Raw genomic sequence first — 20,412 nt, forward strand, 5'->3', positions numbered from 1 at the left:
TTCCCGCGCAGGCGGGAACCCAGAAGCGCTTTTTTATTTGGGTTCCCGCCTGCGCGGGAATGACGGTGAACCGAAACGTCCGCTCGTAGCTCGTAGGGTGGACAACGCGAAGCTTGTCCACCGCTCTGCATGGCCAATGGTGGACAAAAAGAGCGTTGTCCACCCTACAAAAGCGAATGGCAGATCGTGCCTCGTAGCCGCCCCCAAACTGAAACATACCGAGCCTTCCTGACATTCCTGTCAGTCTGGCGTCATGGGCATGACCCGTTGGCCGGGTTATAACGGCAGCCTGATCACTCATCGTCCGGCCCGCCATGCGCAAGAAACACCTGCTGATCGCCATCCCGCTGGCCGCCCTGGCACTCGCTGCCGGTTTCGTCGTGTCCAAGGGCGGCAGCAAGCCCGTTGCCAACAGCCACCCGGCCATTCCGGTCAGCGTGATCGCGGTGGCTCGCCAGGACGTGCCCATCGCCACCAGCGGCATCGGCACGGTGCAGTCACTGCATAGCGTCACGGTCCGCGCCCAGGTCGAAGGCGTATTGACCCGCATCGCCGTGCGCGAGGGGCAGCACGTCGAACGCGGCCAACTGCTCGCGACGCTCGACGACCGCGCCATTCGCGCCGCGCTCGACCAGACCAAGGCCCAACTGGCGCAGACCCAGGCGCAACTGGGCGTGGCGCGGATCAACCTCGATCGCTACAAATTGCTGATCGCAGACAACGGCATCTCGCACCAGGAACTGGACGCCCAGCAGGCCCAGGTCGACCAGCTCAAGGCGACCCTGGAAGGCAACAAGGCCGCCGTGGCCGCCGCGCAGGTGCAATTGTCCTACACCCGCATCGAGTCGCCGGTCAGCGGCCGGGTGGGGATTCGCAATGTCGACGAGGGCACGCTGCTGCGCAGCTCCGACACCCAGGGCTTGTTCAGCGTCACCCAGATGAAACCCATCGCCGTGGTGTTCTCCCTGCCGCAGAAACTGCTGCCCACCTTGCAGACCCTGGCCCATGCCGAGCCAGCGGCGAAGGTCGAGGCCTGGGTCGACAACCCGGCGGCGCAAAAGCCGCCGCTGGCCGAAGGCCGCTTGAGCCTGATCGACAACCAGGTCAGCAGCAGCACGGGAACCCTGCGCGCCAAGGCCGAGTTCGCCAACGACGACGAACAGCTCTGGCCCGGCCAACTGGTCAACGTGAAAATCCAGACCGAGCTGCGCAAGGATGCCTTGGTGGTGCCGGCCGGCGTGGTCCAGCGTGGCCTGGAGTCGCACTTCGTGTTCCGAGTGAACGGTGACGCGGCCGCCCCTCATGTACAGGTCGTACCGGTCAAGGTGCTGTACCAGGACAGCCAGATCGCCGTGATCGAGGGCGTGGCGGCTGGCGACCGGGTGATCAGCGACGGCCAGTCGCGGCTCAAGGATGGTGTCGCCATCAGGGTCCTCGCCGATGCGCCCGCGCTCGCCCAGGCCCCGGCCGAAGCGCGGGAAGCCGCTCGATGAACGCCCGTGGCGCGGTCTCGCGCTGGTGTGTGGAACACCCCATCGCCTGCCTGCTGCTGACCTTCGCCCTGGTGCTGCTCGGTGTCATCGCCTTTCCGCGCCTGCCGGTGGCACCGTTGCCGGAGGCGGAGTTCCCGACCATCCAGGTCAGCGCCACCCTGCCCGGCGCCAGCCCGCAGACCATGGCCTCGTCGGTGGCCACGCCGCTGGAGGTGCAGTTCAGCGCCATTCCCGGCATGGCCCAGATGACCTCCACCAGCGCCCTGGGCTCGTCCATCCTGGTGCTGCAGTTCAACCTGGAGAAGAACATCGACACCGCCGCCCAGGAAGTCCAGGCGGCGATCAATACTGCGGCCGGCAAACTGCCGCAGGACCTGCCCAACCTGCCGACCTGGCGCAAGGTCAACCCGGCGGACAGCCCGGTGCTGCTGCTCAGCGTCAACTCCGACCTGATGCCCACCACCGAACTGAGCGACTACGCAGAGACGTTGCTGGCCCGGCAGATCAGCCAGATCAACGGCGTCGGCCAGGTCAACATCATGGGTCAGCAACGTCCGGCCATTCGTGTGCAGGCCGAGCCGCAGAAGCTCGCCGCCCTCGGCCTGACCCTGGCCGACCTGCGCAGCACCTTGCAGAACAGCAGCCTCAACCTGGCCAAGGGCGCGCTGTACGGCGAACACTCGGTGTCGACCCTGGCGACCAACGACCAGTTGTTCGAGGCCGAAGACTATTCGCACCTGATCGTCAGCTACCGCGACGGCGCGCCGGTGCACCTGCAAGACGTGGCCACGGTGGTCAGCGGTCCCGAGGACAATTACGTGAGCGCCTGGAACGGCGGCAAGCCCGGCGTCAACCTGGTGATCTTCCGCCAGCCGGGGGTCAACATCGTCGAGACGGTCGACAACATCAAGGCCGCCCTGCCCGGCTTGCAGGCGATGCTGCCGGCTTCGGTGCAGGTCTCGGTGCTCAACGACCGTACCCGCACCATCCGCGCCTCGCTGCACGAGGTCGAACTGACCCTGTTGATCGCCGTGGTGCTGGTGATCGGCGTGATGGCGCTGTTCCTGCGCCAGTGGTCGGCGACCCTGATCGTCACCGCCGTGCTGGCGGTGGCGCTGATCACCAGTTTCGCCGGCATGTACCTGATGGGTTTCAGCCTGAACAACCTGACCCTGGTGGCCATCGTCATCTCGGTGGGCTTCGTGGTCGACGACGCCATCGTCGTGGTGGAGAACATCCATCGCCACCTGGAGTTGGGCGAAAACCGGCGCGACGCGGCGATCAAGGGTGCCGGCGAGATCGGCTTCACCGTGGTGTCGATCAGCTTCTCGCTGGTCGCCGCGTTCATTCCGCTGCTGTTCATGGGCGGCGTGGTCGGCCGCCTGTTCAAGGAGTTCGCCCTCACCGCCACTGGCACCATCCTGATTTCGGTGGTCGTGTCGCTGACCCTGGCGCCGACCCTCGCTTCGCTGTTCATGGCGGCGCCCAAGCACGACGAGCAAAAACGCCAAGGCTTCGGCGAACGCCTGCTCGGCGCCTATGAGCGGGGCCTGCGCCATGCCCTGAATCACCAGCGCACGGTCATGGGCGTGTTTCTCTTCACCCTGGTGCTGGTGGCGGCGGGTTACGTCGGCATTCCCAAGGGCTTCTTTCCGATGCAGGACACCGGCTTCGTCCAGGGCACCAGCGAGGCGGCCGCCGACGTGTCGTTCGCCGACATGGTCAAGAAGCACGAGGCGCTGGCCCGTATCGTTGGCGCCGATCCGGCGGTCATGGCCTTTTCTCATTCGCTCGGCGTCAGCGGCATGAACCAGAGCATCGCTACCGGGCGTTTCTGGATCGCCCTCAAGGATCGCGGCGAGCGCGACGTCTCGGCCAGCGAGTTCATCGACCGCCTGCGCCCGCAACTGGCCGAAGTCCCAGGGATCAACCTCTACCTGCGCGCCAACCAGGACATCAACCTCAACTCCAGCCCGAGCCGCGCGCAGTTCCAGTACGTGCTCAAGAGCAACAACGGCGATGCCCTCGCCGAATGGACGCAGAAACTCACCGACGAACTGCGCAAGAATCCCGCCCTGCGCGACCTGTCCAACGACCTGCAACTGGGCGGCAGCATCACCCACATCAGCGTCGACCGCAGCGCTGCGGCGCGTTTCGGCTTGACGGCCAGCGATGTCGACCAGGCCCTCTACGATGCCTTCGGCCAGCGCCAGATCAACGAATTCCAGACCGACACCAACCAGTACAAGGTGATCCTCGAACTCGACAGCCGCCAGCGTGGCCAGGCCGAGAGCCTCGACTACTTCTACCTGCGCTCGCCGCTGACCCAGGAAATGGTGCCGCTGTCGGCCATGGCCAAGGTCGATGCGCCGACGGTCGGGCCACAGTCGATCGCCCACGACGGCATGTTCCCGGCCGCCAACCTGTCGTTCAACCTGGCCCCCGGCGTGCCCCTCGGCGATGCCGTGAAAATCGTCGAAGCGGCGCGCAATGCCATCGGCATTCCCGCCGACGTCACCGGCAACTTCCAGGGCTCGGCACGCGCCTTCCAGGATTCGCTGGCCAGCCAGCCGTGGCTGATCCTCGCCGCGCTGGTGGCGGTGTACATCATCCTCGGCGTGCTCTACGAGAGCTTCGTGCATCCGCTGACCATCATTTCCACCCTGCCCTCGGCCGGCCTCGGTGCCATCGCCTTGCTCTGGGCCTTGCGCTTCGATTTCTCGATCATGGCCCTGATCGGCCTGGTGTTGCTGATCGGCATCGTCAAGAAGAACGGCATCCTGATGATCGACTTCGCCCTCGACGCCCAGCGCCGCCTCGGCCTGGCGCCGGAGCAAGCGATCTACCAGGCCTGCATCACCCGCTTCCGGCCGATCATCATGACCAGCCTCGCCGCCCTGCTCGGCGCCGTGCCGCTGATGCTCGGCTACGGTGCCGGCGCCGAGCTGCGCCAGCCGCTGGGCGTGGCGGTGGTCGGCGGCCTGCTGATCAGCCAGGCGCTGACCCTGTTCACCACACCGATCGTATACTTGTGGCTCGAACGCCACCTGAACAACCCCGGACGCCTGGCTGCCGCATCGGCGCACGCCAGTGAGTGAATCATGCGCGTACTGATCATCGAAGACGAAGACAAGACCGCCGACTACCTGCAACGCGGCCTCGGCGAACAGGGCTACAGCGTCGACGTCGCCAGCGACGGTATCGAAGGCCTGCACCGCGCCCTGGAACACGACTACGAAGTGATCGTGCTCGACGTCATGCTGCCGGGCCTCGATGGCTTCGGCGTGCTGCGCGCCCTGCGCGCGCGCAAGCAGACGCCGGTGATCATGCTCACCGCCCGCGAGCGCGTGGAAGACCGTGTGCATGGCCTGCGTGAAGGCGCCGACGACTACCTGGGCAAGCCGTTCTCCTTTCTCGAACTGGTCGCCCGCCTGCAAGCCCTGACCCGCCGTGGCGCCACCCAGGAACCGCTGCAACTGGCCATCGCCGACCTGAAGATCGACCTGCTCGCGCGCAAGGCGACTCGCGCCGGCCAGCGCCTGGACCTGACCGCCAAGGAATTCTCGTTGCTCAGCGTATTGGCCCGACGCCAGGGCCAGATCCTGTCCAAGACGGTGATCGCCGAGCTGGTCTGGGATATCAATTTCGACAGCGACGCCAACGTCGTCGAAGTGGCGATCAAACGCCTGCGCGCCAAGCTCGACAACCCCTTCGAAAGCAAGCTGCTGCACACCATCCGCGGCATGGGCTACGTGCTGGAAAGCCGGCATGACGCGAGCTGAACTCACCGCGTCGATGTCCCTGCGCCTCGGGGTGCTGTTCGCCCTGGTCGCCCTGGCGGTGTTCGCCCTGATCGGCTGGGCGCTCTACGTGCAGGTTGACAACAACCTCTCCGACCTGCCGAAAGCCGAGCTGCAAGCGCGCTACAGCGTGCTGGAGCCCGCACTCGGCCGCGATGGCAGCCCCGAGCACTGGGCACGCATCAGCAATCGCTTGCACCTGCTCGCCAATGAGGATCGGCGCCTGCAATTCTGGGCGCTGAGTGACGATGCCCGTTTCCAGCTCGGTCAGATCGACGACAACCTGCGCGCAGGCATCGACGGTCAGAGCGGCATCATCGATTTACAGCTACCGGGACACTGCCCGCAGAAGGTGCTGATCAGCGAATTCCCAGCCTTGGACCAGCGCCCACCGATGCGTTTCCTGATCGCCATCGATACCTCGACCTTCAAGCAGGCGCGCCACGCGTTGCTGGTGGCCCTGGGCGCCCTCGGCGCGCTGGGCGTGGTGCTCGCCTCGGTGCTCGGCTACTGGGTCGCGCGTATCGGCCTGAAGCCGCTGCGCGCCTTGTCCGCCGAGGCCCAGAGCCTGGCGCCGCCACGCCTGTCGGCCCGCCTCTCCGGCGCCGCGCAACCGGCCGAACTGCAGCAGTTCGTCAGCGCCTTCAACGATGCCCTGGCCCGTGTGGAAACCGCCTACTCGCGCCTGGAATCGTTCAACGCCGACGTCGCCCACGAACTGCGCTCGCCGCTGACCAACCTGATCGGCCAGACCCAGGTCGCGCTGACCCGCGGGCGTTCCGCCGAGCATTACTTCGAAGTGCTGCAATCGAACCTGGAAGAACTGGAACGGCTGCGCTCGATCATCAATGACATGCTCTTTCTCGCCAGTGCCGACCAGGGCAGCAAGGCCACCCGCCTGGTCAGCACGGCCCTGGCCCCGGAGGTCGCCACCACCCTCGACTACCTCGACTTGATCCTCGAAGAGGCCCAGGTCAGCGTGCAGGTACAGGGCGATGCCGAAGTGCGGATCGAGACCGCGCTGTGGCGCCGGGCACTGATCAACCTGCTGCACAACGCCGTGCAACATACGCCGGCAGGCGGCGTGATCGAAGTCAACATCGAGCGGCGGGATGGCGAAGTGATCCTCGCCGTATGCAACCCCGGCGAGCGCATCGCCGAGGAACACCTGGCCAGCCTGTTCGAGCGTTTCTACCGGGTAGACCCGTCACGCAACAGCAGCTCGGCCGGCAACCACGGCCTCGGCCTGGCCATCGTCAAGGCGATTGCGCAGATGCATGGCGGCAGCGTGTTCGCCGAGAGCCGCGATGGGCTGAATCGGTTTGGCCTGGTGTTGAAAGTAGACAAGAGCGCTTGAGGTTCTGATCGTTCCCACGTCGAGGTGTCCGCGTGGGAACGATCAGTGACTTACTGAGCCACCTGCTCCGCCGGCGACACGATGCTGCTCTTGCCGCGCGAGCGGCCGGAACTGAGGTAGTCGGCGATGGACTCCTGGGTAACCTCGCCAAGGAAGTCGTTCTCCGCACTCAGCACCGGCAGCCACGAGCTGTTGAACTCATACATGCGCGACAACAGGATACGCAGGTGTTCGTCGTGGGCGGCGGTGGTGTTGAACGGCCGCAGGAACGGCTGCACCGGGCCGTTCTGCCCACGCAGGTCGCGGCGACGGATGTAGCCCAGGCCCTTCTTGTCGGCATCGGTGACCACCAGGTAGCGGCGGTCGTTCTCCTCCATCAACTCCTGGGCCTCGCCAATCGAAGTCTGCGGCAAGATCGATGGCGCGTCGTCGGCGGCGTCCTCGGCACGGATCAGCAGCAGGCGCTTGAGCGTACTGTCCTGGCCGACGAAACCGCTGACGAAATCATCGACCGGATGGGCCAGCAGCGTATCCGGGTGATCGAACTGCAGTAGTTTGCCGTCCTTGAAGATGGCGATCTTGTCGCCCAGCTTGATCGCCTCGTCGATGTCGTGGCTGACCATGATCACGGTCTTGTTCAGCGCGCGCTGCATCTGGAAGAACTCGTTCTGGATCGCATCGCGGTTGACCGGGTCGACCGCACCGAACGGTTCGTCCATCAGCAGCACCGGCGCATCGGCGGCCAGGGCGCGGATCACACCGATGCGCTGCTGCTGGCCACCGGACAGCTCGCGCGGGTAGCGCGACAGGTATTGCCGGGGTTCGAGCTGGACCATGCTCATCAGCTCCCTGGCCCGCTCGTGGCAACGCTGCTTGTCCCAGCCGAGCAGCTTGGGCACGACCATGATGTTTTCCTCGATGGTCATGTTGGGGAACAGGCCGATCTGCTGGATCACGTAGCCGATGTTGCGACGCAGGGTCACTTCGTCGATGCCGGTGGTGTCCTCGCCGTTGATCAGCACCCGCCCGGAGGTCGGCTCGATCAGGCGGTTGATCATCTTCAGGGTGGTGCTCTTGCCACAGCCGGAGGGGCCGAGGAACACGCAGATCTGGCCTTCGTCGATGGTCAGGCTGACTGCGTTGACGGCGATGACGTCCTTGCCTTTCTGCTGGAATTTCTTGGTGAGTTTGTCGAGTACGATCATGTTCAGGTCCTCAGTGGGCGGCTTTCAGGCCACGGGGAGTGAGCGTTTTCTGCAACCACTGCAAAAACAGGTCGGCGATGATCGCCAGCAAGCTGACCAGTACGGCGCCAACGAACAGGGTGGTCATGTCGCTGCGGCTGATGGCGGTCAGAATCAGCACGCCGAGGCCGCCGGCGCCGATGGTGGCGGCGATGGTCATCACGCCGATGTTCATCACCACGGCGGTGCGCACGCCAGCCAGGATCACCGGCAGGGCGATGGGCAGATCGACCATGCGCAGGCGCTGCCAGAAGCTCATGCCGATGCCGGTGCCCGCCTCACGGATGCCCGGCTCGACGCCGCTGAGCGCCAGGTAGGTGTTGCGCAGGATCGGCAGCAGCGAATAGAGGAACACCGCCGTCACCGCCGGCAGCGGGCCGAGGCCCTGGCCGAACTTCGAGTAGAACGGCAGCAGCAGGCCGAACAGGGCGATGGAGGGGATCGTCAACAGCACCGTGGCACTGGCCTGCAGCGGCCCGGCCAGTGCGGGAAAGCGCGTCATCAGGATGCCCAGCGGCACACCGACGAGGATGGCCAGGCTGACGGCGATGCCGACCAGGGTGATGTGCTGCAAGGTCAGGTGCAGCACCTCGACCCAATCGAGCTGGGCGAAGGTATCGAGCAGGTTCATGGCTGGGCCTCGCTAAGTGGATGGTCGCGCAGGAACGCCCTGGCCACGGCGGTCGGGCTCCGATGCTCGACATCGACCTGGGCGTTGAGCTGGCGCATGGTCTCGTCATCCAGCCGTTCGGCCAGCGGCTTGAGCAGGCTGGCCAGTTCTGGATTGGCGTCGAGCACGGCTTTGCGCACCACTGGGGCAGCGGTGTAGTCCGGGAAATAGCGTTTGTCGTCTTCCAGCAGCTTCAGATGGAACGCGTTGAGGCGGCCGTCGGTGGTGTAGACCAGCCCGGCGAACACCTGGTTGTTGCGCATGGCGGTGTACACTAGGCCGGCATCCATCTGGCGGATGTTGCGACGATCCAGCGGCAGGTCGTACATCTCGCGCAAGCCCACCAGCCCATCGGGACGGTTGGCGAACTCGGTATCCAGGGCGACCAGATGGTTACGATCCTTTTCTTCACGCAACACACGGTTGAGGTCGCTGATCGAATTGATCTGCGGGTACGCGTCGGCGACGTCCTTGGGCAGGCCCAGCGCATAGGTGTTGCTGAACCTGGACGGCGTCAGCCAGACCAGGTCCTTCTTGGCATCCAGCGCCTTGACCCGGGCGTACGTGGCCGCCGGGTCGGGAATGCGTTCATCGATGTGGTTGTAGGACACCAGCGACACGCCGGTGTATTCCCACAACAGGTCGAGCTGGCCGGTTTCCTGGGCCTGGCGCGCGATGTTGCTGCCAAGGCCGGTGGTCACCCGTACATCGAAGCCGTTGCTACGCAGGTATTGGGCGGTGATTTCGGCGAGCACGGTCTGTTCGGTGAACACCCGCGCGCCGATGCGCACCAGCGGTTTTTCCGCTGCCTGGGCAATTCCCGTAAACAGCAGGGCCGCGCCCATCAGTAAGGCGATTGTCTTTTTCATGGATTCCTCTGCTCAGTGGGCCAGGCCGCGCTCGAGCCAACGTCTGCTGGAAAAACTCACCAGGGCGTCGAGCAGCAGTGCCAGCAACGCGGTGCAGGCGGCACCCAGCAGCAACTGCGACTGATTGTTCAGGGCGATGCCGGGGAAGATCAGGCTGCCCAGACTGTTGGCGCCGATCAGGAAGGCCAGCGGCGCGGTACCGACGTTCAGCGCCAGGGCCACACGTACTCCACCGACGATGATCGGCACGGCATTGGGCAGTTCGACCTTCCACAGCATCTGGCGCGGCGTCATGCCGATGCCGTTGGCCGCTTCTTTCAGCGAAGCGGGTACGGCGCGCAGGCCTTCGTAGGTGTTACGCACGATGGGCAGCAGCGAGGCGAGGAACAGCGCCAGGATCGCCGGGCCGTTGCCGATGCCGACGATGGACAGGGCGATGGCCAGCACCGCCAGCGGTGGGACAGTGTTGCCAATGTTGAAAATCTGCATGAAACGCTCGGCGCTGTGCTCGCGGCCGGGCCGGCTGAGTGCGATGCCGGCAGGAAGGCCGACAACCAGCGCAGCGAGCATCGAGGCAAAGACCAGCACCAGGTGAGCTTGCAGGTAGAACAGAAGGTCTTCGCGTTGCTGCACGATGACGGCAGGGGTGATCCAGTGGATCAACAAGGCCAATACCGCGATGCTGACGACAGCGCCAGCGGCAACCTTGCCCAGGGTCTTGGACATTTCGATGTCTCCCTTCGGATGCGGGCGACCACTGTCCGAAAGGGGCTCGGACAACGCTGCATCGAATGAATAGAAATCGCCGAAAATCAATGGGTTCTGATTTGGCGACGCTAGGGGACGGACCACCCTATCACCGCTTCGGTTCAATGAAAAAGGGCAAGCGGCCATCATCGCCACGCCCGATCCACCGCAATCCCCCGCTACATAGGGGCTGGGGGCGATTGAAAAATATCAATGAATTCAACTAGATCTGATGAACGGTAGGACTTGGCGGCGAATTCAGCGTCGTCACCAACCAGAGGTCCGTCACAACAGCTCGCGCTGGAGAATGCTAAAAATGCCTGGTCGTCACGGATGACGACTGCCTCGTACAAGGACGCCGACATGCCTCTGCCCCTGCTCGACCCGAAGAACGATTTCGTCTTCAAGCGCCTGTTCGCCGAATCCCCCGATCTGCTCGCCGACCTGATCAACGCGATCCGCAGCGACCAGCCGCCCATCGCCAGCCTCGAGGTGCTCAACCCGCGCATCGACCCGGCCGAACTGCAAGGCAAGTACATCGTCCTCGATCTGCTGGCCAGGGATGTAGACGGTCGCTTGTACAACATCGAAATGCAGGTTCGCCGTTATCTGGACTGGCCGCTGCGCGCGACCTACTACCTAGCCCGCACGCTGACCTCCCAGCTAAAAAGTGGTGAAGACTATGCTGATCTCAAACCTGTGATCGGTATCCATTTGCTCGACTTCGAGTTGTACGCGCACAATCGCGCGCACTGGTGCTTCGAACTGCGCGACCGGCGGCATCCCGAGGTGTTGCTGGAGCAAGGCCTGCAACTGCACCTGATCGAACTGCCCAAGGCCGACCGCCTGCGTGGCCAGGCGCAGCGGCTGGACGACTGGATCACCTACTTCAAGCACTGGCAGGAGGACGACCTCATGAGCCGCATCAGCCACGAACCGATTCGCGAAGCCCATCGCCAGTTGGAAGCGCTGTCCGACAACGATGATGCCCGTTACCAGGCATTCGTGCGCGAGCGGGCATTGAGTGATGAGGTGAGTTTTCTCGCCTCAGCACGACGGGAGGGGCTGGCGGAAGGATTGCAGCAAGGTCGCCAGCAGCAATTGGCCGAGACGGTGCAGCGCCAGTTGACGCGGCGTTTCGGCTCCCTGCCAGAGGCCGTTCAAGCCCGACTGGAGCAGGCCTCCCAAAGACAATTGGCAGAATGGGCGGATCGTCTGCTGGATGCGCCAACCCTGGACACCCTATTTGCCGATTGAGACGGATGCTCGGCATCGCGCCTGACGCTGGCTGCGACCAGGCGCACAACTCCGGCGATCATCGGCAAACATTCTGTTACGGCACGGGCTCTGGCCGTTATCATGTCAGCCCGTTCTTTCGAGATCCGTTCCGCCCTCGCATCCATTAAAAGGAGTTTTCGTGCTCGACCTGGTCGCCGCCTTCATCGCCCTCACCACCCTGCTCACCTACGTCAACTACCGCTTCGTGAAGCTGCCGCCGACCATCGGCGTGATGGCCACGGCACTGGTGTTCTCACTGATCGCCCAGGGGCTGTCGCTGATCGGCTACCCGATCCTCGAACTGGAAATGCAGCAGTTCATCAGCCGCATCGACTTCTCCGAAGTGCTGATGACCTGGTTCCTGCCCGCCCTGCTGTTCGCCGGTGCCTTGCACGTCGACCTCAGCGACCTGCGCAACTACAAATGGCCCATTGGCCTGCTCGCGACGTTTGGCGTGCTGATCGCCACCAGCGTGATCGGCGCCCTGGCCTACTACACTTTCGGCCTGTTCGGCTGGCACGTGGACTTCATCTACTGCCTGCTGTTCGGCGCACTGATCTCGCCGACCGACCCCATCGCCGTGCTCGGCATCCTCAAGTCCGCCGGCGCGCCCAAGCCACTGGCGACGACCATCGTCGGCGAGTCGCTGTTCAACGACGGCACCGCCGTGGTGGTGTTCACCATCCTGCTGGGCATCCTGCAACTCGGCGAGGCGCCGACCTTCGCCGCCACCGCTTGGCTGTTCGTCCATGAAGCCGTGGGCGGCGTGCTGTTCGGCGCGGCGCTGGGCTACGGCATCTTCGTGATGATGCGTGGCATCGACCAGTACCAGGTGGAAGTGATGCTGACCCTGGCCCTGGTGATCGGCGGCGCGGCACTGGCCGCACGCCTGCACGTGTCGGCGCCGATCGCCATGGTCGTCGCCGGCCTGATCATCGGCAACCATGGGCGCAACTATGCGATGTCCGATGAAACCCGGCGCTATGTCGACAAGTTCTGGGAATTGATCGACGAAATCCTCAACGCCCTGCTGTTCGCCCTGATCGGCCTGGAACTGCTGCTGTTGCCGTTCTCCTGGCTGCACGTGGTGGCGGCCTTCGCCCTGGGTGGCGCGGTGCTGGTGTCGCGCCTGCTGACCGTGGCACCGGCCATCATCGTCCTGCGCCGCTACGCCAAGGACCGCCGCCCGGTGCCGCGCGGCACCATCCGCATCCTCGCCTGGGGCGGCCTGCGCGGCGGCGTTTCGGTGGCCCTGGCGCTGTCGCTGCCCCTGGGTGAGCAGCGCGACCTGCTGCTGAGCCTGACCTATATCGTGGTGCTCGCCTCGATCCTGATCCAGGGCCTGACCATCGGCCCGCTGGTCGCCTTGATCTACAAGGGCGAAGCGAAGGCGCAAGCGCTCGACAGCCATTGAGACGAAGGTGGCACCGACCGGCACGGTGCCGCCTCCCCAATTGGCCTCGCGGACGAACGCAACGCAGGTGGTGCCAACAGCCGGCTAGAAATGCACAATCCCGATGAACGCGCTGATGGTCACGAACGACAGCAGCGTCGCGCCGACCAATGCGGCCGCGCAGCGCCCCTGCAGGCCGAAGCGCTGGCCGATGATGGGGTAGATGCTCATCATCGGGCAGCAAGCGAAGAGGATGCCGGCCACACGTAGCGCGGGGTCGTTCACCGGCAGCAGCCAGAAGCACGCCATGACCGCCAGCGGGTGCAGGACCAGCTTGCCCAGGCTGACCAGCAGTACGTCGCCGACCATGCCGCCGACCTTCAGCCCGAACAGGTTGCCGCCGATGACGAACAGCGCCACCGGCGCCGAGGCCATGGCCAGCATTTCGATGACTTTCCTGGGGATCGCCGGCAGGCGCAGTTCCAGCAACGACAGGGTCATGCCGACGAAGATGGCGATGATGATCGGGTTGCTCGCCAGGCGCTTGAGCGAGGCCAGGATGCTTTGCCAGACCGTGCCGCTACGCTCGCCACCGAACTCGGCGATGATCAGCACCAGCGGGAACATCAGCATGTTCTCGACCATCATGCCCAGGGTCAGCGCCAGCGCGGCGGGCTCGCCGACCACCATGGACACGATCGGGTAGCCGATGAAGGCACTGTTCGACACCGACATGCCCAGCCCGCTCAAGGCACTGCCGCTGACACTGTCCTTGCGCAGGAACCTGGCGATCAGCATGCCGACCACCAGCATCGCCAGGGAGGCGATGCCATAGGCCAGCAGGTAGTTGCGGTCGAACGCCTCGTACAACGGCTTCTGCGACAGGGCATTGATCACCAGTGCCGGCATCGCCAGGCTGATGACGAAACGGCCCATGCCGGATACCTGGTCACGGCTCACCACGCCGTTGCGGGTGAACAGGTAGCCCAGGCCTATCAGAATGAAGATCGGCGCAGTAATACCAAGGATCTGCAACATCGACGATCAGGCCTCCAGGCCGTTGGTGAGAGGGTGTGCCTTGAGTTGGCGAAGGCGGCTCAGGGTCCGGTAGAAATCCACTGCGTTACCGCCCTCGGCCAGTTGTTCCAGACTCACGCGGGAGAACAATTGCAAGTGCAGGCCACGGTCGTAGGCGATATCGACGAAATTCAGGAAACGCTGGCTGATGCTCTGCGGATAGTCGCCCAGGCGGTCCAGGCCGCTGACGGCCATCTGCGGGAAACGCTCCATCAGCCATAGATAGTCGCTGGCCGAACGGGGCGTGACGAACAGTTCATCGAACGCCAGCCAGGCTCGCTCGCCATCCTCGGCGCGCAGGTGCAGCGGATGATGGTTCACCTCCAGCACCTGGTCAAAGCATGCCTGCTCGCTCAGTTCGAGTAGCGCAATGACCGCCGCATCGCTCGGCTGCGGCCAATGGAACACGCCCCAGGCCTCCAGCTCGGTGGCGCGCTGGCGATAATCCTCGCCGCCGTCCACGGAAATCACCGCGAAGCGTTTCTCAATCATGGCGATGGCGGGTTTGAAGCGGTCGCGGTACAGCGGATTGGGACAGAGCTTGTCCGGGCTGTAGTTGGAGGTGCAGACCAGGGAAACGTCCTCGTCCACCAGCACCTTGAGCAAGCGCCCGAGCAGCATGGCGTCACCGATGTCGTGCACGTGGAATTCGTCGAAGCACAGCAACTGCACCTCGCGGGCGATCTCCTGGGCCACCAGAACCAGCGGATCGCGCTGGCCACTGAAGCCCAGCATGCGTTTCTGCAGCTCCTGCAAGAACGCATGGAAATGTACCCGGCGCTTCTTTTCCACCGGCGCGGCGGCGAAGAACGCATCCATGACGAAGCTCTTGCCGCGCCCCACGCCGCCCCACAGGTAGATCCCCGTGGGCGTGCGCCGGAACAGCGATTTTCGCCCACGCAGGCGCTCACCCAGCCAGTCTCCCAACTGTTCGAGCGCTGCCAACTGTGCCGCATCGGCCCGGTAGCCGCGAGCCTCCAGCACATTGTCGAAATGCCGCCGGACCCGCTGCGCAGCGGATTCGGCGTCGTGGTTTCCGTCGGAACCCGGTGTATTAGAAATCAAAGAAAACCGTTTCCCCCTCCCCCTGGATGCGGATATCGAAACGGTAAGCCAGCTTGCCGTCAACCTCGCAACGCTTGGCGACCAGCGTTTCGCGACGTTGTGGCTGCTCGATCAGGTTGAGCACGGGGTCGACCTTGTTGGCCTCGGCCTCGTCCTCGAAGTAGATGCGCGTCTGCAGATGGATGTTGATCCCGCGGGCGAACAGCGACACGTTGATGTGCGGCGCCATCGGCACGCCAGCGGCATTCTTCACCACGCCGGGCTTGATGGTCTTCAGCGTCCACTCGCCAGCATCGAAGGTGGTGGCGGTACGGCCGAAGCTGTTGAACGGCTTTTCCAGGTCATAGGCGCTGTCATACACGCCTTCATGGTTGGCCTGCCAGACCTCCAGGAAGGAGTCGCGAACCAGGTGGCCATTGCCGTCGTAGACGTTACCGAGCAGCACGATATGCTCGCCGGGCGCACCGGGCTTGGCCAGTTCGCTCCAGATTTCCTGGGGCCGTGGCGGGTTACCGGCAGCCTCCAGGGCCAGGCCGATATGAACATAGGGGCCGGCGGTCTGAGAAGGCGTTTCCGGCAGCAGTTGAGTAGGCATGTGCGGATCTCCTCAGCGGTTTTCGAAGTGGGTCTTGCGCTGGCCGCGCAGGACGATGTCGAAGCGATAGGCCAGGCAATCCATCGGATTAGCCATGCCCATGTCGAGCTTGGCGATCAGGGTCTGCACCGCTTCCGGGTTGGCGATCGACTTGACGATCGGGCACAGCGGGATCAGCGGGTCGCCTTCGAAATACAGCTGGGTGATCAGCTTGGTCGAGATCGACGGGCCGCTGATCGAGAAGTGGATGTGCGCCGGACGCCAGTCGTTCGGACCATTGCGCCACGGGTACGGGCCGGGCTTGATGGTGCGGAAGATGTAGTTGCCTTCGCTGTCGGTCAGGGCGCGACCGACACCCCCGAAGTTGGGGTCGATGGGCGCCAGGTAACGGTCATTCTTGTGGCGGTAACGGCCACCGGCGTTGGCTTGCCACATTTCCACCAGGGTATGCGGGATCGGCTTGCCGAACTGGTCCATCACGCGACCGGAGACGATGATGCGCTCGCCGACCGGCAGTGCGCCGGTATTGAAGTTGAGCAGCAGGTCGTTGTCGTGCTCGCCCATCTTCAGATGGGAGAAATCAGGGCCGGTGGTTTCCGAGATCGATTGCGGAATGCTCACCAGCGCCTGGCGCGGCGAACGCGGCACGGAGGTCTTGTAGTCGGGGGTAAAGGCTTTCGGGTGCCAGTTTCGGTCACGGATGACGAAACGGCTCTGGTCCGCATCAGACATGCTGCTTTCCTCTTGTTCTAGTAATGAGGCGGTTGGTGGTCTCGACAGGCAAGCGAGTGCTATCCCCAACCGGTAAGCGAGTGTCGCCGATGCGAACCTCAGTGAAAATTGAAAAGAACGACTCGATGCATAACCAAATGGTTATGCATCGAGCGACTGCCGATAGGTAAGCGCCACCTCGCGCAGCACCTCGCAGCACCACTGCGCAGCCAGCGGCAACGGTGAAGCCGGGTTGCTGCAGATGCCCACCGAACCGCCGGGCTCCTTGTGTCCAAGCTGCAATTCGACCAGTTCGCCCTGGGCCAATTCGCGCTGCACGGCATCCAGCGGGGCAATCCAGATCGCGTCGCTGGCCATGACGTAGCGCCGGCTCAGGGTGATCGACAGGGTCTCCAGGCGCTGGCGCGGCTGGCCAATGCCGAACTGCACGAACAGGCTGTCGGCGTAGCGGCGGATCGTCGTGCCAGCCAGCGGCAGCACCACCGGAAAGTCCCCCAGGCGCGAGCGGTCGTGGCGCTCGTCGAGCAACAGCGGATGAGCGGGACGCACCACCAGCATCATCGACTCGCTGTACAGGTGCTCGAAGGTCAGGCCCTCGATCTGCGGGCTGTCGGTCATGCGCCCGACCACCAGGTCCAGTTGCCCGCCACGTAACTGGCCGAGCAGGTAGGCGCTGGGCCCGGTCACCACGCTGACCACCAGCGCGCCATGCTGCGCATGCAGGCGATTGACCACCTCCGGCAGCAGCGAACTCTCCACGGTGGACAACACGCCGAGCTTCACCAGCCCGGCCTCGTGAGCGCCGGAGCGCAGGCTACGCACCCCCTCGCGCAGCGCCTGCACGCTGGGTTCGGCATAACGCAGGAAGGCCCGCCCGGCCTCGGTCAGCACCACGCCACGCTTGCCGCGCTCGAACAGCACGGCTTCGAGCACGCCTTCGAGTTCCTTGAGCGTTTTCGACACCGCCGGCTGGCTCACCGCCATGCGCTCGGCGGCCCGCGCCAGGCTACCCTCGCGCACGACCTCGAGAAAGCACAGCAGGTGACGGTACTTGATGCGGGTGTCGATATTCACACAGGCCTCGGGGGATGCCAGTCGCTGCGGGGTGGGGAGCATCGCTTGCAGGCTGGCCGCCAGGCAAGCGCCGAATGGGCTTCCCCTCGCTCATCACTGCTGGCGAATCTTCTCGACGATGGCCGTGGTCGAGCTGTTCTCGACCAACCCCAGCACCCGCACTTCGCCGCCATAGGCACGCACGATCTCGGCACCGACCACCTGGTCGATGCCGTAGTCGCCGCCCTTGACCAGCACGTCGGGCTTGACCGCGCGCAGCAGGTTTTCCGGGGTGTCTTCGCTGAAGCTGGTGACCCAGTCCACCGCGCCAAGTCCCGCCAGGACGGCCATGCGCCGGTCAACGGAGTTGATCGGGCGGCCCGGCCCCTTGAGGCGGGCGACCGAGGCATCGTCATTGACCGCCAGCACCAGGCGGTCGCCTTGTGCGCGGGCCTGCTCCAGATAGGCCACGTGACCGGCATGGAGAATGTCGAAGCAGCCGTTGGTGAAGACGATCTTCTCGCCGTGGGCGCGGGCGTCCTCGATCGTCACCAGCAGTTGCTCCAGGCTCAGCACGCCGCGCTCGGAACCTTCCTCGCGCTGCACCGCGCGACGCAGTTCTGGCGCGCTGATCGCCGCCGTGCCCAGCTTGCCGACCACGATGCCCGCGGCCAGGTTGGCCAGGGCCACGGCCTGCGGCAGGTCCTCGCCGGCGGCGATGGACGCGGCCAGGGTGGAGATCACCGTATCGCCGGCACCGGTCACGTCGAACACTTCACGGGCGCGGGCAGGCAGGTGCAACGGCGGATGCTCGGCGCGCAGCAGGGTCATGCCGTGTTCGCCACGGGTGACCAGCAGCGCGCCCAGTTCCAGCTCGCGCATCAGTTGCGCGCCCTTGGCGACCAGGTCGGCCTCGTCGACGCAGCGGCCGACGATGGTCTCGAACTCGTTGAGGTTCGGCGTGATCAGGCTGGCGCCACGATAGATGGAAAAATCCTTGCCCTTGGGATCGGCCAACACCGGGATGCCCTTGCCACGGGCCAGCTGGATCAGCGCCTGGTGGTTCTTCAGCGCGCCCTTGCCGTAGTCGGAAAGCACCAGCACCTTGACCTCGTCGAGCAACTGCTCGACATCAGCGGCCAGGGCAGACGTATCGGTGTCGAACAGCTCCTCGAAGTCCATGCGCAACAGTTGCTGGTGACGACTCATGACCCGCAGCTTGACGATGGTCGGCTGCCCGGCGATGCGCTGGAAACGCGACTTCACGCCAACAGCGGCCAGGCTGGCGCTCAGGCTGTCGGCGGCTTCATCCGCGCCGGTCACGCCGACCAGCAATGCCGGCGCCCCCAGCGCGGCGATATTCAGTGCGACGTTGGCGGCACCGCCCGGACGGTCCTCGATCTGGTCGACCCGCACCACCGGCACCGGCGCCTCCGGCGAGATGCGTGAGGTGCCGCCATGCCAGTAGCGATCGAGCATGACATCGCCCACCACCATAACGGGGGCGCGGTCGTAACGGGGCATGGACAACTTCATCAGGGCAGACTCCGGAAGGCGGCGAAAACGCCGCAGATCATAGCATGCCCGGAAAGCGTCCCCTGACTGGCGCGTGACTATAGAGGTTCCCCCGGCGGCTCCTGCTCGATGGGCCGGACCCAGAACAGCTCATGGCGGCGCACGGCCTTGCGGAAGAACTCGTTCTCGCCGGTCTGCGGCCAGCGCCGGCCCGCCAGCATGCTCTGCAACAGGCGACGCAGGCGGTTCTTGGTCGACAGCGGTTCGAGCAGGTCATGTTGCATGCCCAGGGCCATGGCCTTGTCCAATTGCGCCTCGACACTCAGGGTAGGGCTCCACAGGCGATCGCCAGGCAGCGGCTCGATGGCTGGCGGCAAGGCAATGCCATAGCCCGCCGGCCCCATCGGCCAGCGGTCGTTATCATTCAGGTGGTTGGCGTAGAGCAGCAACGTGGACGGTTTCCAGGCGCTGGCAGCCACCGCCTCACGCAGGGCCTGGGTGGTGGCGATATGGTCGCTGTGCGGGTCGAACTCCGGGTGGGTGGTGACCAGCACCTCGGGACGAAAGCGCTCCAGCAGCGCCGCCAGGTCGGCCACCAGATTGCGCCAGGTCGGCGCGCCATCCTGGTCGCCAGGCAGGCTGAAATCGTTGTACTGGCGCACCGGGCGGATGTCGTACTGACCGGACTCGCGCGAGCCGAAGCCTTGCTCGGGCGCTTCCAGCATCGAGCTCAGTTGCAGGCAGTAGTATCCCAGTTGCACGCAACGCTGCTGCGCAACCCCGCCCCATAGCGGCACAGCCATGCTGTTCCAGGCCCGCAGCCGCCCCTTCAGGCAGGCGGCCTGGGCCTTGTCCAGGCCCAGGCGCTGATAGGACTCGGCTTCGATCTCGCCCTGGGTCAGGGTGACGATGCTGACGTCCTCGGCACGATGATAGAGACCGAACGCCGCCAGCTCGGCATCGTCGGCATGCGGGGCGAGGATCATCAGGCGCTGCCCGGCATAGTCGGGATTGCTCATCGCATACAGGGTCGCCTCGCCGGACAGCCGGCAGAAGCGCCCGGACAGCGTCAGCGCGCCCACCAGCAGCGCCTCGCCCTGGCCGGAAAGGTTCAGGTAGCGGCGTCCGCGCACGCCCCGCTCGAAATCCTGGCGGTCATCGCCAACCCGCACGTAGGGATCGATGAAACGTCCGAGCAGGCGCCCGCGCAGATGCACTTCGAGAATCAGCGTGTCGGCGAGCTGGAAGCCTTCGGGCACCTGCAGCACGCCCTTCTCGATACGCACTGGATAGCGCCGCGTATCCGCCGGGAAGTCGTACTGGTAATCGTCTTTCGGCGAGTAGAACAGGTGGTCTGAGAACCAGGCCTCATGGGCGATCCAGCACACCAGCAGAAGCGGTGGAATCATCCACCAGACCACCCAGGTGTCGATGCTGCCGATCAGTACCACCAGCAGAATCAGTATCGTCAGCCGCTTGTTGCGGCGATGACGCTTGAGCAGCGCCTGCTTGCGTCCGTTCATG

Annotated in this window: 17 protein-coding genes; 6 read left to right on the top strand and 11 right to left on the bottom strand. The window is 64.7% G+C overall.

The genetic code is table 11. The features are described from left to right. The first annotated feature begins 314 nt into the window (after positions 1 to 314). From ACSZPK_RS12795 to ACSZPK_RS12810, 4 genes are read left to right on the top strand one after another with little or no spacing between them, the layout of a single operon-like run. Positions 315 to 1,493, top strand: a complete 1,179-nt coding sequence (locus ACSZPK_RS12795; protein ID WP_437881845.1) for an efflux RND transporter periplasmic adaptor subunit — start codon at positions 315 to 317, stop codon at positions 1,491 to 1,493. Next, positions 1,490 to 4,591: a multidrug efflux RND transporter permease subunit gene (locus tag ACSZPK_RS12800; protein ID WP_437881846.1), complete on the top strand. Its 3,102-nt coding sequence runs from the start codon at positions 1,490 to 1,492 to the stop codon at positions 4,589 to 4,591. Before ACSZPK_RS12795 ends, ACSZPK_RS12800 begins: the two co-directional genes overlap by 4 nt. A gap of 3 nt (positions 4,592 to 4,594) precedes the next feature. After that, positions 4,595 to 5,275: a heavy metal response regulator transcription factor gene (locus tag ACSZPK_RS12805; RefSeq protein ID WP_437881847.1), complete on the top strand. Its 681-nt coding sequence runs from the start codon at positions 4,595 to 4,597 to the stop codon at positions 5,273 to 5,275. Further along, entirely contained in the window at positions 5,262 to 6,650 is a 1,389-nt protein-coding gene (locus ACSZPK_RS12810) for a heavy metal sensor histidine kinase (protein WP_437881848.1), read from the top strand. The genes ACSZPK_RS12805 and ACSZPK_RS12810 overlap by 14 nt, the downstream gene beginning before the upstream one ends. A gap of 50 nt (positions 6,651 to 6,700) precedes the next feature. On the opposite strand, the gene ACSZPK_RS12815 is transcribed toward ACSZPK_RS12810, so the two are convergent. Genes ACSZPK_RS12815 through ACSZPK_RS12830 form a run of 4 tightly spaced genes read right to left on the bottom strand, consistent with a single transcriptional unit; the run spans position 6,701 to position 10,159 of the window. Next, entirely contained in the window at positions 6,701 to 7,855 is a 1,155-nt protein-coding gene (locus ACSZPK_RS12815; RefSeq protein ID WP_437881849.1) for an ABC transporter ATP-binding protein, read from the bottom strand. Positions 7,856 to 7,865: 10 nt separating this feature from the next. Continuing rightward, positions 7,866 to 8,525, bottom strand: a complete 660-nt coding sequence (locus ACSZPK_RS12820) for an ABC transporter permease (protein WP_437881850.1) — start codon at positions 8,523 to 8,525, stop codon at positions 7,866 to 7,868. Then, positions 8,522 to 9,433 (bottom strand): glycine betaine ABC transporter substrate-binding protein, encoded by a 912-nt coding sequence (locus tag ACSZPK_RS12825; protein ID WP_437881851.1) that lies wholly within the window; start codon positions 9,431 to 9,433, stop codon positions 8,522 to 8,524. Before ACSZPK_RS12825 ends, ACSZPK_RS12820 begins: the two co-directional genes overlap by 4 nt. Before the next feature lie 12 nt (positions 9,434 to 9,445). Next, positions 9,446 to 10,159 carry an ABC transporter permease gene (locus ACSZPK_RS12830; protein WP_437881852.1) on the bottom strand — a complete coding sequence of 238 codons (714 nt, stop codon included), beginning with the start codon at positions 10,157 to 10,159 and terminating at the stop codon, positions 9,446 to 9,448. Positions 10,160 to 10,543: 384 nt separating this feature from the next. On the opposite strand from ACSZPK_RS12830, the gene ACSZPK_RS12835 reads away from it, so the two are divergent. After that, a complete protein-coding gene (locus ACSZPK_RS12835) occupies positions 10,544 to 11,437 on the top strand; it encodes an Rpn family recombination-promoting nuclease/putative transposase (RefSeq protein WP_437881853.1) in 894 nt (297 codons plus the stop codon). A 160-nt stretch (positions 11,438 to 11,597) separates the two neighbouring features. Further along, positions 11,598 to 12,872 (top strand): cation:proton antiporter, encoded by a 1,275-nt coding sequence (locus ACSZPK_RS12840; protein ID WP_437881854.1) that lies wholly within the window; start codon positions 11,598 to 11,600, stop codon positions 12,870 to 12,872. Between the two features lie 84 nt (positions 12,873 to 12,956). Here ACSZPK_RS12840 and ACSZPK_RS12845 read toward each other — a convergent pair whose 3' ends face one another. The 7 genes from ACSZPK_RS12845 to ACSZPK_RS12875 form a co-directional block, all read right to left on the bottom strand. Continuing rightward, positions 12,957 to 13,889 carry an AEC family transporter gene (locus tag ACSZPK_RS12845; protein ID WP_437881855.1) on the bottom strand — a complete coding sequence of 311 codons (933 nt, stop codon included), beginning with the start codon at positions 13,887 to 13,889 and terminating at the stop codon, positions 12,957 to 12,959. Between the two features lie 6 nt (positions 13,890 to 13,895). Continuing rightward, a complete protein-coding gene (zapE, locus tag ACSZPK_RS12850; RefSeq protein WP_437881856.1) occupies positions 13,896 to 14,993 on the bottom strand; it encodes a cell division protein ZapE in 1,098 nt (365 codons plus the stop codon). Continuing rightward, the gene (gene pcaG, locus ACSZPK_RS12855; RefSeq protein ID WP_437881857.1) at positions 14,983 to 15,588 is read right to left on the bottom strand and encodes a protocatechuate 3,4-dioxygenase subunit alpha; all 606 of its coding nucleotides are present in this window, start codon (positions 15,586 to 15,588) and stop codon (positions 14,983 to 14,985) included. The genes zapE and pcaG overlap by 11 nt, the downstream gene beginning before the upstream one ends. A 12-nt stretch (positions 15,589 to 15,600) precedes the next feature. Further along, positions 15,601 to 16,320 (bottom strand): protocatechuate 3,4-dioxygenase subunit beta, encoded by a 720-nt coding sequence (gene pcaH, locus ACSZPK_RS12860; protein ID WP_437881858.1) that lies wholly within the window; start codon positions 16,318 to 16,320, stop codon positions 15,601 to 15,603. A gap of 141 nt (positions 16,321 to 16,461) precedes the next feature. Continuing rightward, positions 16,462 to 17,394, bottom strand: a complete 933-nt coding sequence (pcaQ, locus tag ACSZPK_RS12865; protein WP_437881859.1) for a pca operon transcription factor PcaQ — start codon at positions 17,392 to 17,394, stop codon at positions 16,462 to 16,464. 93 nt (positions 17,395 to 17,487) lie between these two features. Further along, on the bottom strand, positions 17,488 to 18,909 hold the full coding sequence (gene hldE, locus ACSZPK_RS12870; RefSeq protein WP_437881860.1) for a bifunctional D-glycero-beta-D-manno-heptose-7-phosphate kinase/D-glycero-beta-D-manno-heptose 1-phosphate adenylyltransferase HldE: 1,422 nt from the start codon (positions 18,907 to 18,909) through the stop codon (positions 17,488 to 17,490). Positions 18,910 to 18,986: 77 nt separating this feature from the next. Continuing rightward, positions 18,987 to 20,411, bottom strand: a complete 1,425-nt coding sequence (locus ACSZPK_RS12875; protein ID WP_437881861.1) for a PIG-L deacetylase family protein — start codon at positions 20,409 to 20,411, stop codon at positions 18,987 to 18,989. Position 20,412: the final 1 nt, after the last annotated feature.

It is taken from the genome of Pseudomonas sp. LRF_L74, assembly GCF_965644255.1.
GTDB lineage: Bacteria > Pseudomonadota > Gammaproteobacteria > Pseudomonadales > Pseudomonadaceae > Aquipseudomonas.

Excerpts from the sequence above, each read along its gene's own strand:
- ACSZPK_RS12845 (WP_437881855.1), bottom strand. The coding sequence starts at position 13,889 with ATGTTGCAGATCCTTGGTATTACTGCGCCGATCTTCATTCTGATAGGC.
- ACSZPK_RS12800 (WP_437881846.1), top strand. The coding sequence starts at position 1,490 with ATGAACGCCCGTGGCGCGGTCTCGCGCTGGTGTGTGGAACACCCCATC.
- pcaG (WP_437881857.1), bottom strand. The coding sequence starts at position 15,588 with ATGCCTACTCAACTGCTGCCGGAAACGCCTTCTCAGACCGCCGGCCCC.
- ACSZPK_RS12820 (WP_437881850.1), bottom strand. The coding sequence starts at position 8,525 with ATGAACCTGCTCGATACCTTCGCCCAGCTCGATTGGGTCGAGGTGCTG.
- ACSZPK_RS12815 (WP_437881849.1), bottom strand. The coding sequence starts at position 7,855 with ATGATCGTACTCGACAAACTCACCAAGAAATTCCAGCAGAAAGGCAAG.
- ACSZPK_RS12825 (WP_437881851.1), bottom strand. The coding sequence starts at position 9,433 with ATGAAAAAGACAATCGCCTTACTGATGGGCGCGGCCCTGCTGTTTACG.
- ACSZPK_RS12810 (WP_437881848.1), top strand. The coding sequence starts at position 5,262 with ATGACGCGAGCTGAACTCACCGCGTCGATGTCCCTGCGCCTCGGGGTG.
- pcaH (WP_437881858.1), bottom strand. The coding sequence starts at position 16,320 with ATGTCTGATGCGGACCAGAGCCGTTTCGTCATCCGTGACCGAAACTGG.
- ACSZPK_RS12875 (WP_437881861.1), bottom strand. The coding sequence starts at position 20,411 with ATGAACGGACGCAAGCAGGCGCTGCTCAAGCGTCATCGCCGCAACAAG.
- hldE (WP_437881860.1), bottom strand. The coding sequence starts at position 18,909 with ATGAAGTTGTCCATGCCCCGTTACGACCGCGCCCCCGTTATGGTGGTG.
- ACSZPK_RS12835 (WP_437881853.1), top strand. The coding sequence starts at position 10,544 with ATGCCTCTGCCCCTGCTCGACCCGAAGAACGATTTCGTCTTCAAGCGC.
- ACSZPK_RS12830 (WP_437881852.1), bottom strand. The coding sequence starts at position 10,159 with ATGTCCAAGACCCTGGGCAAGGTTGCCGCTGGCGCTGTCGTCAGCATC.
- ACSZPK_RS12795 (WP_437881845.1), top strand. The coding sequence starts at position 315 with ATGCGCAAGAAACACCTGCTGATCGCCATCCCGCTGGCCGCCCTGGCA.
- ACSZPK_RS12805 (WP_437881847.1), top strand. The coding sequence starts at position 4,595 with ATGCGCGTACTGATCATCGAAGACGAAGACAAGACCGCCGACTACCTG.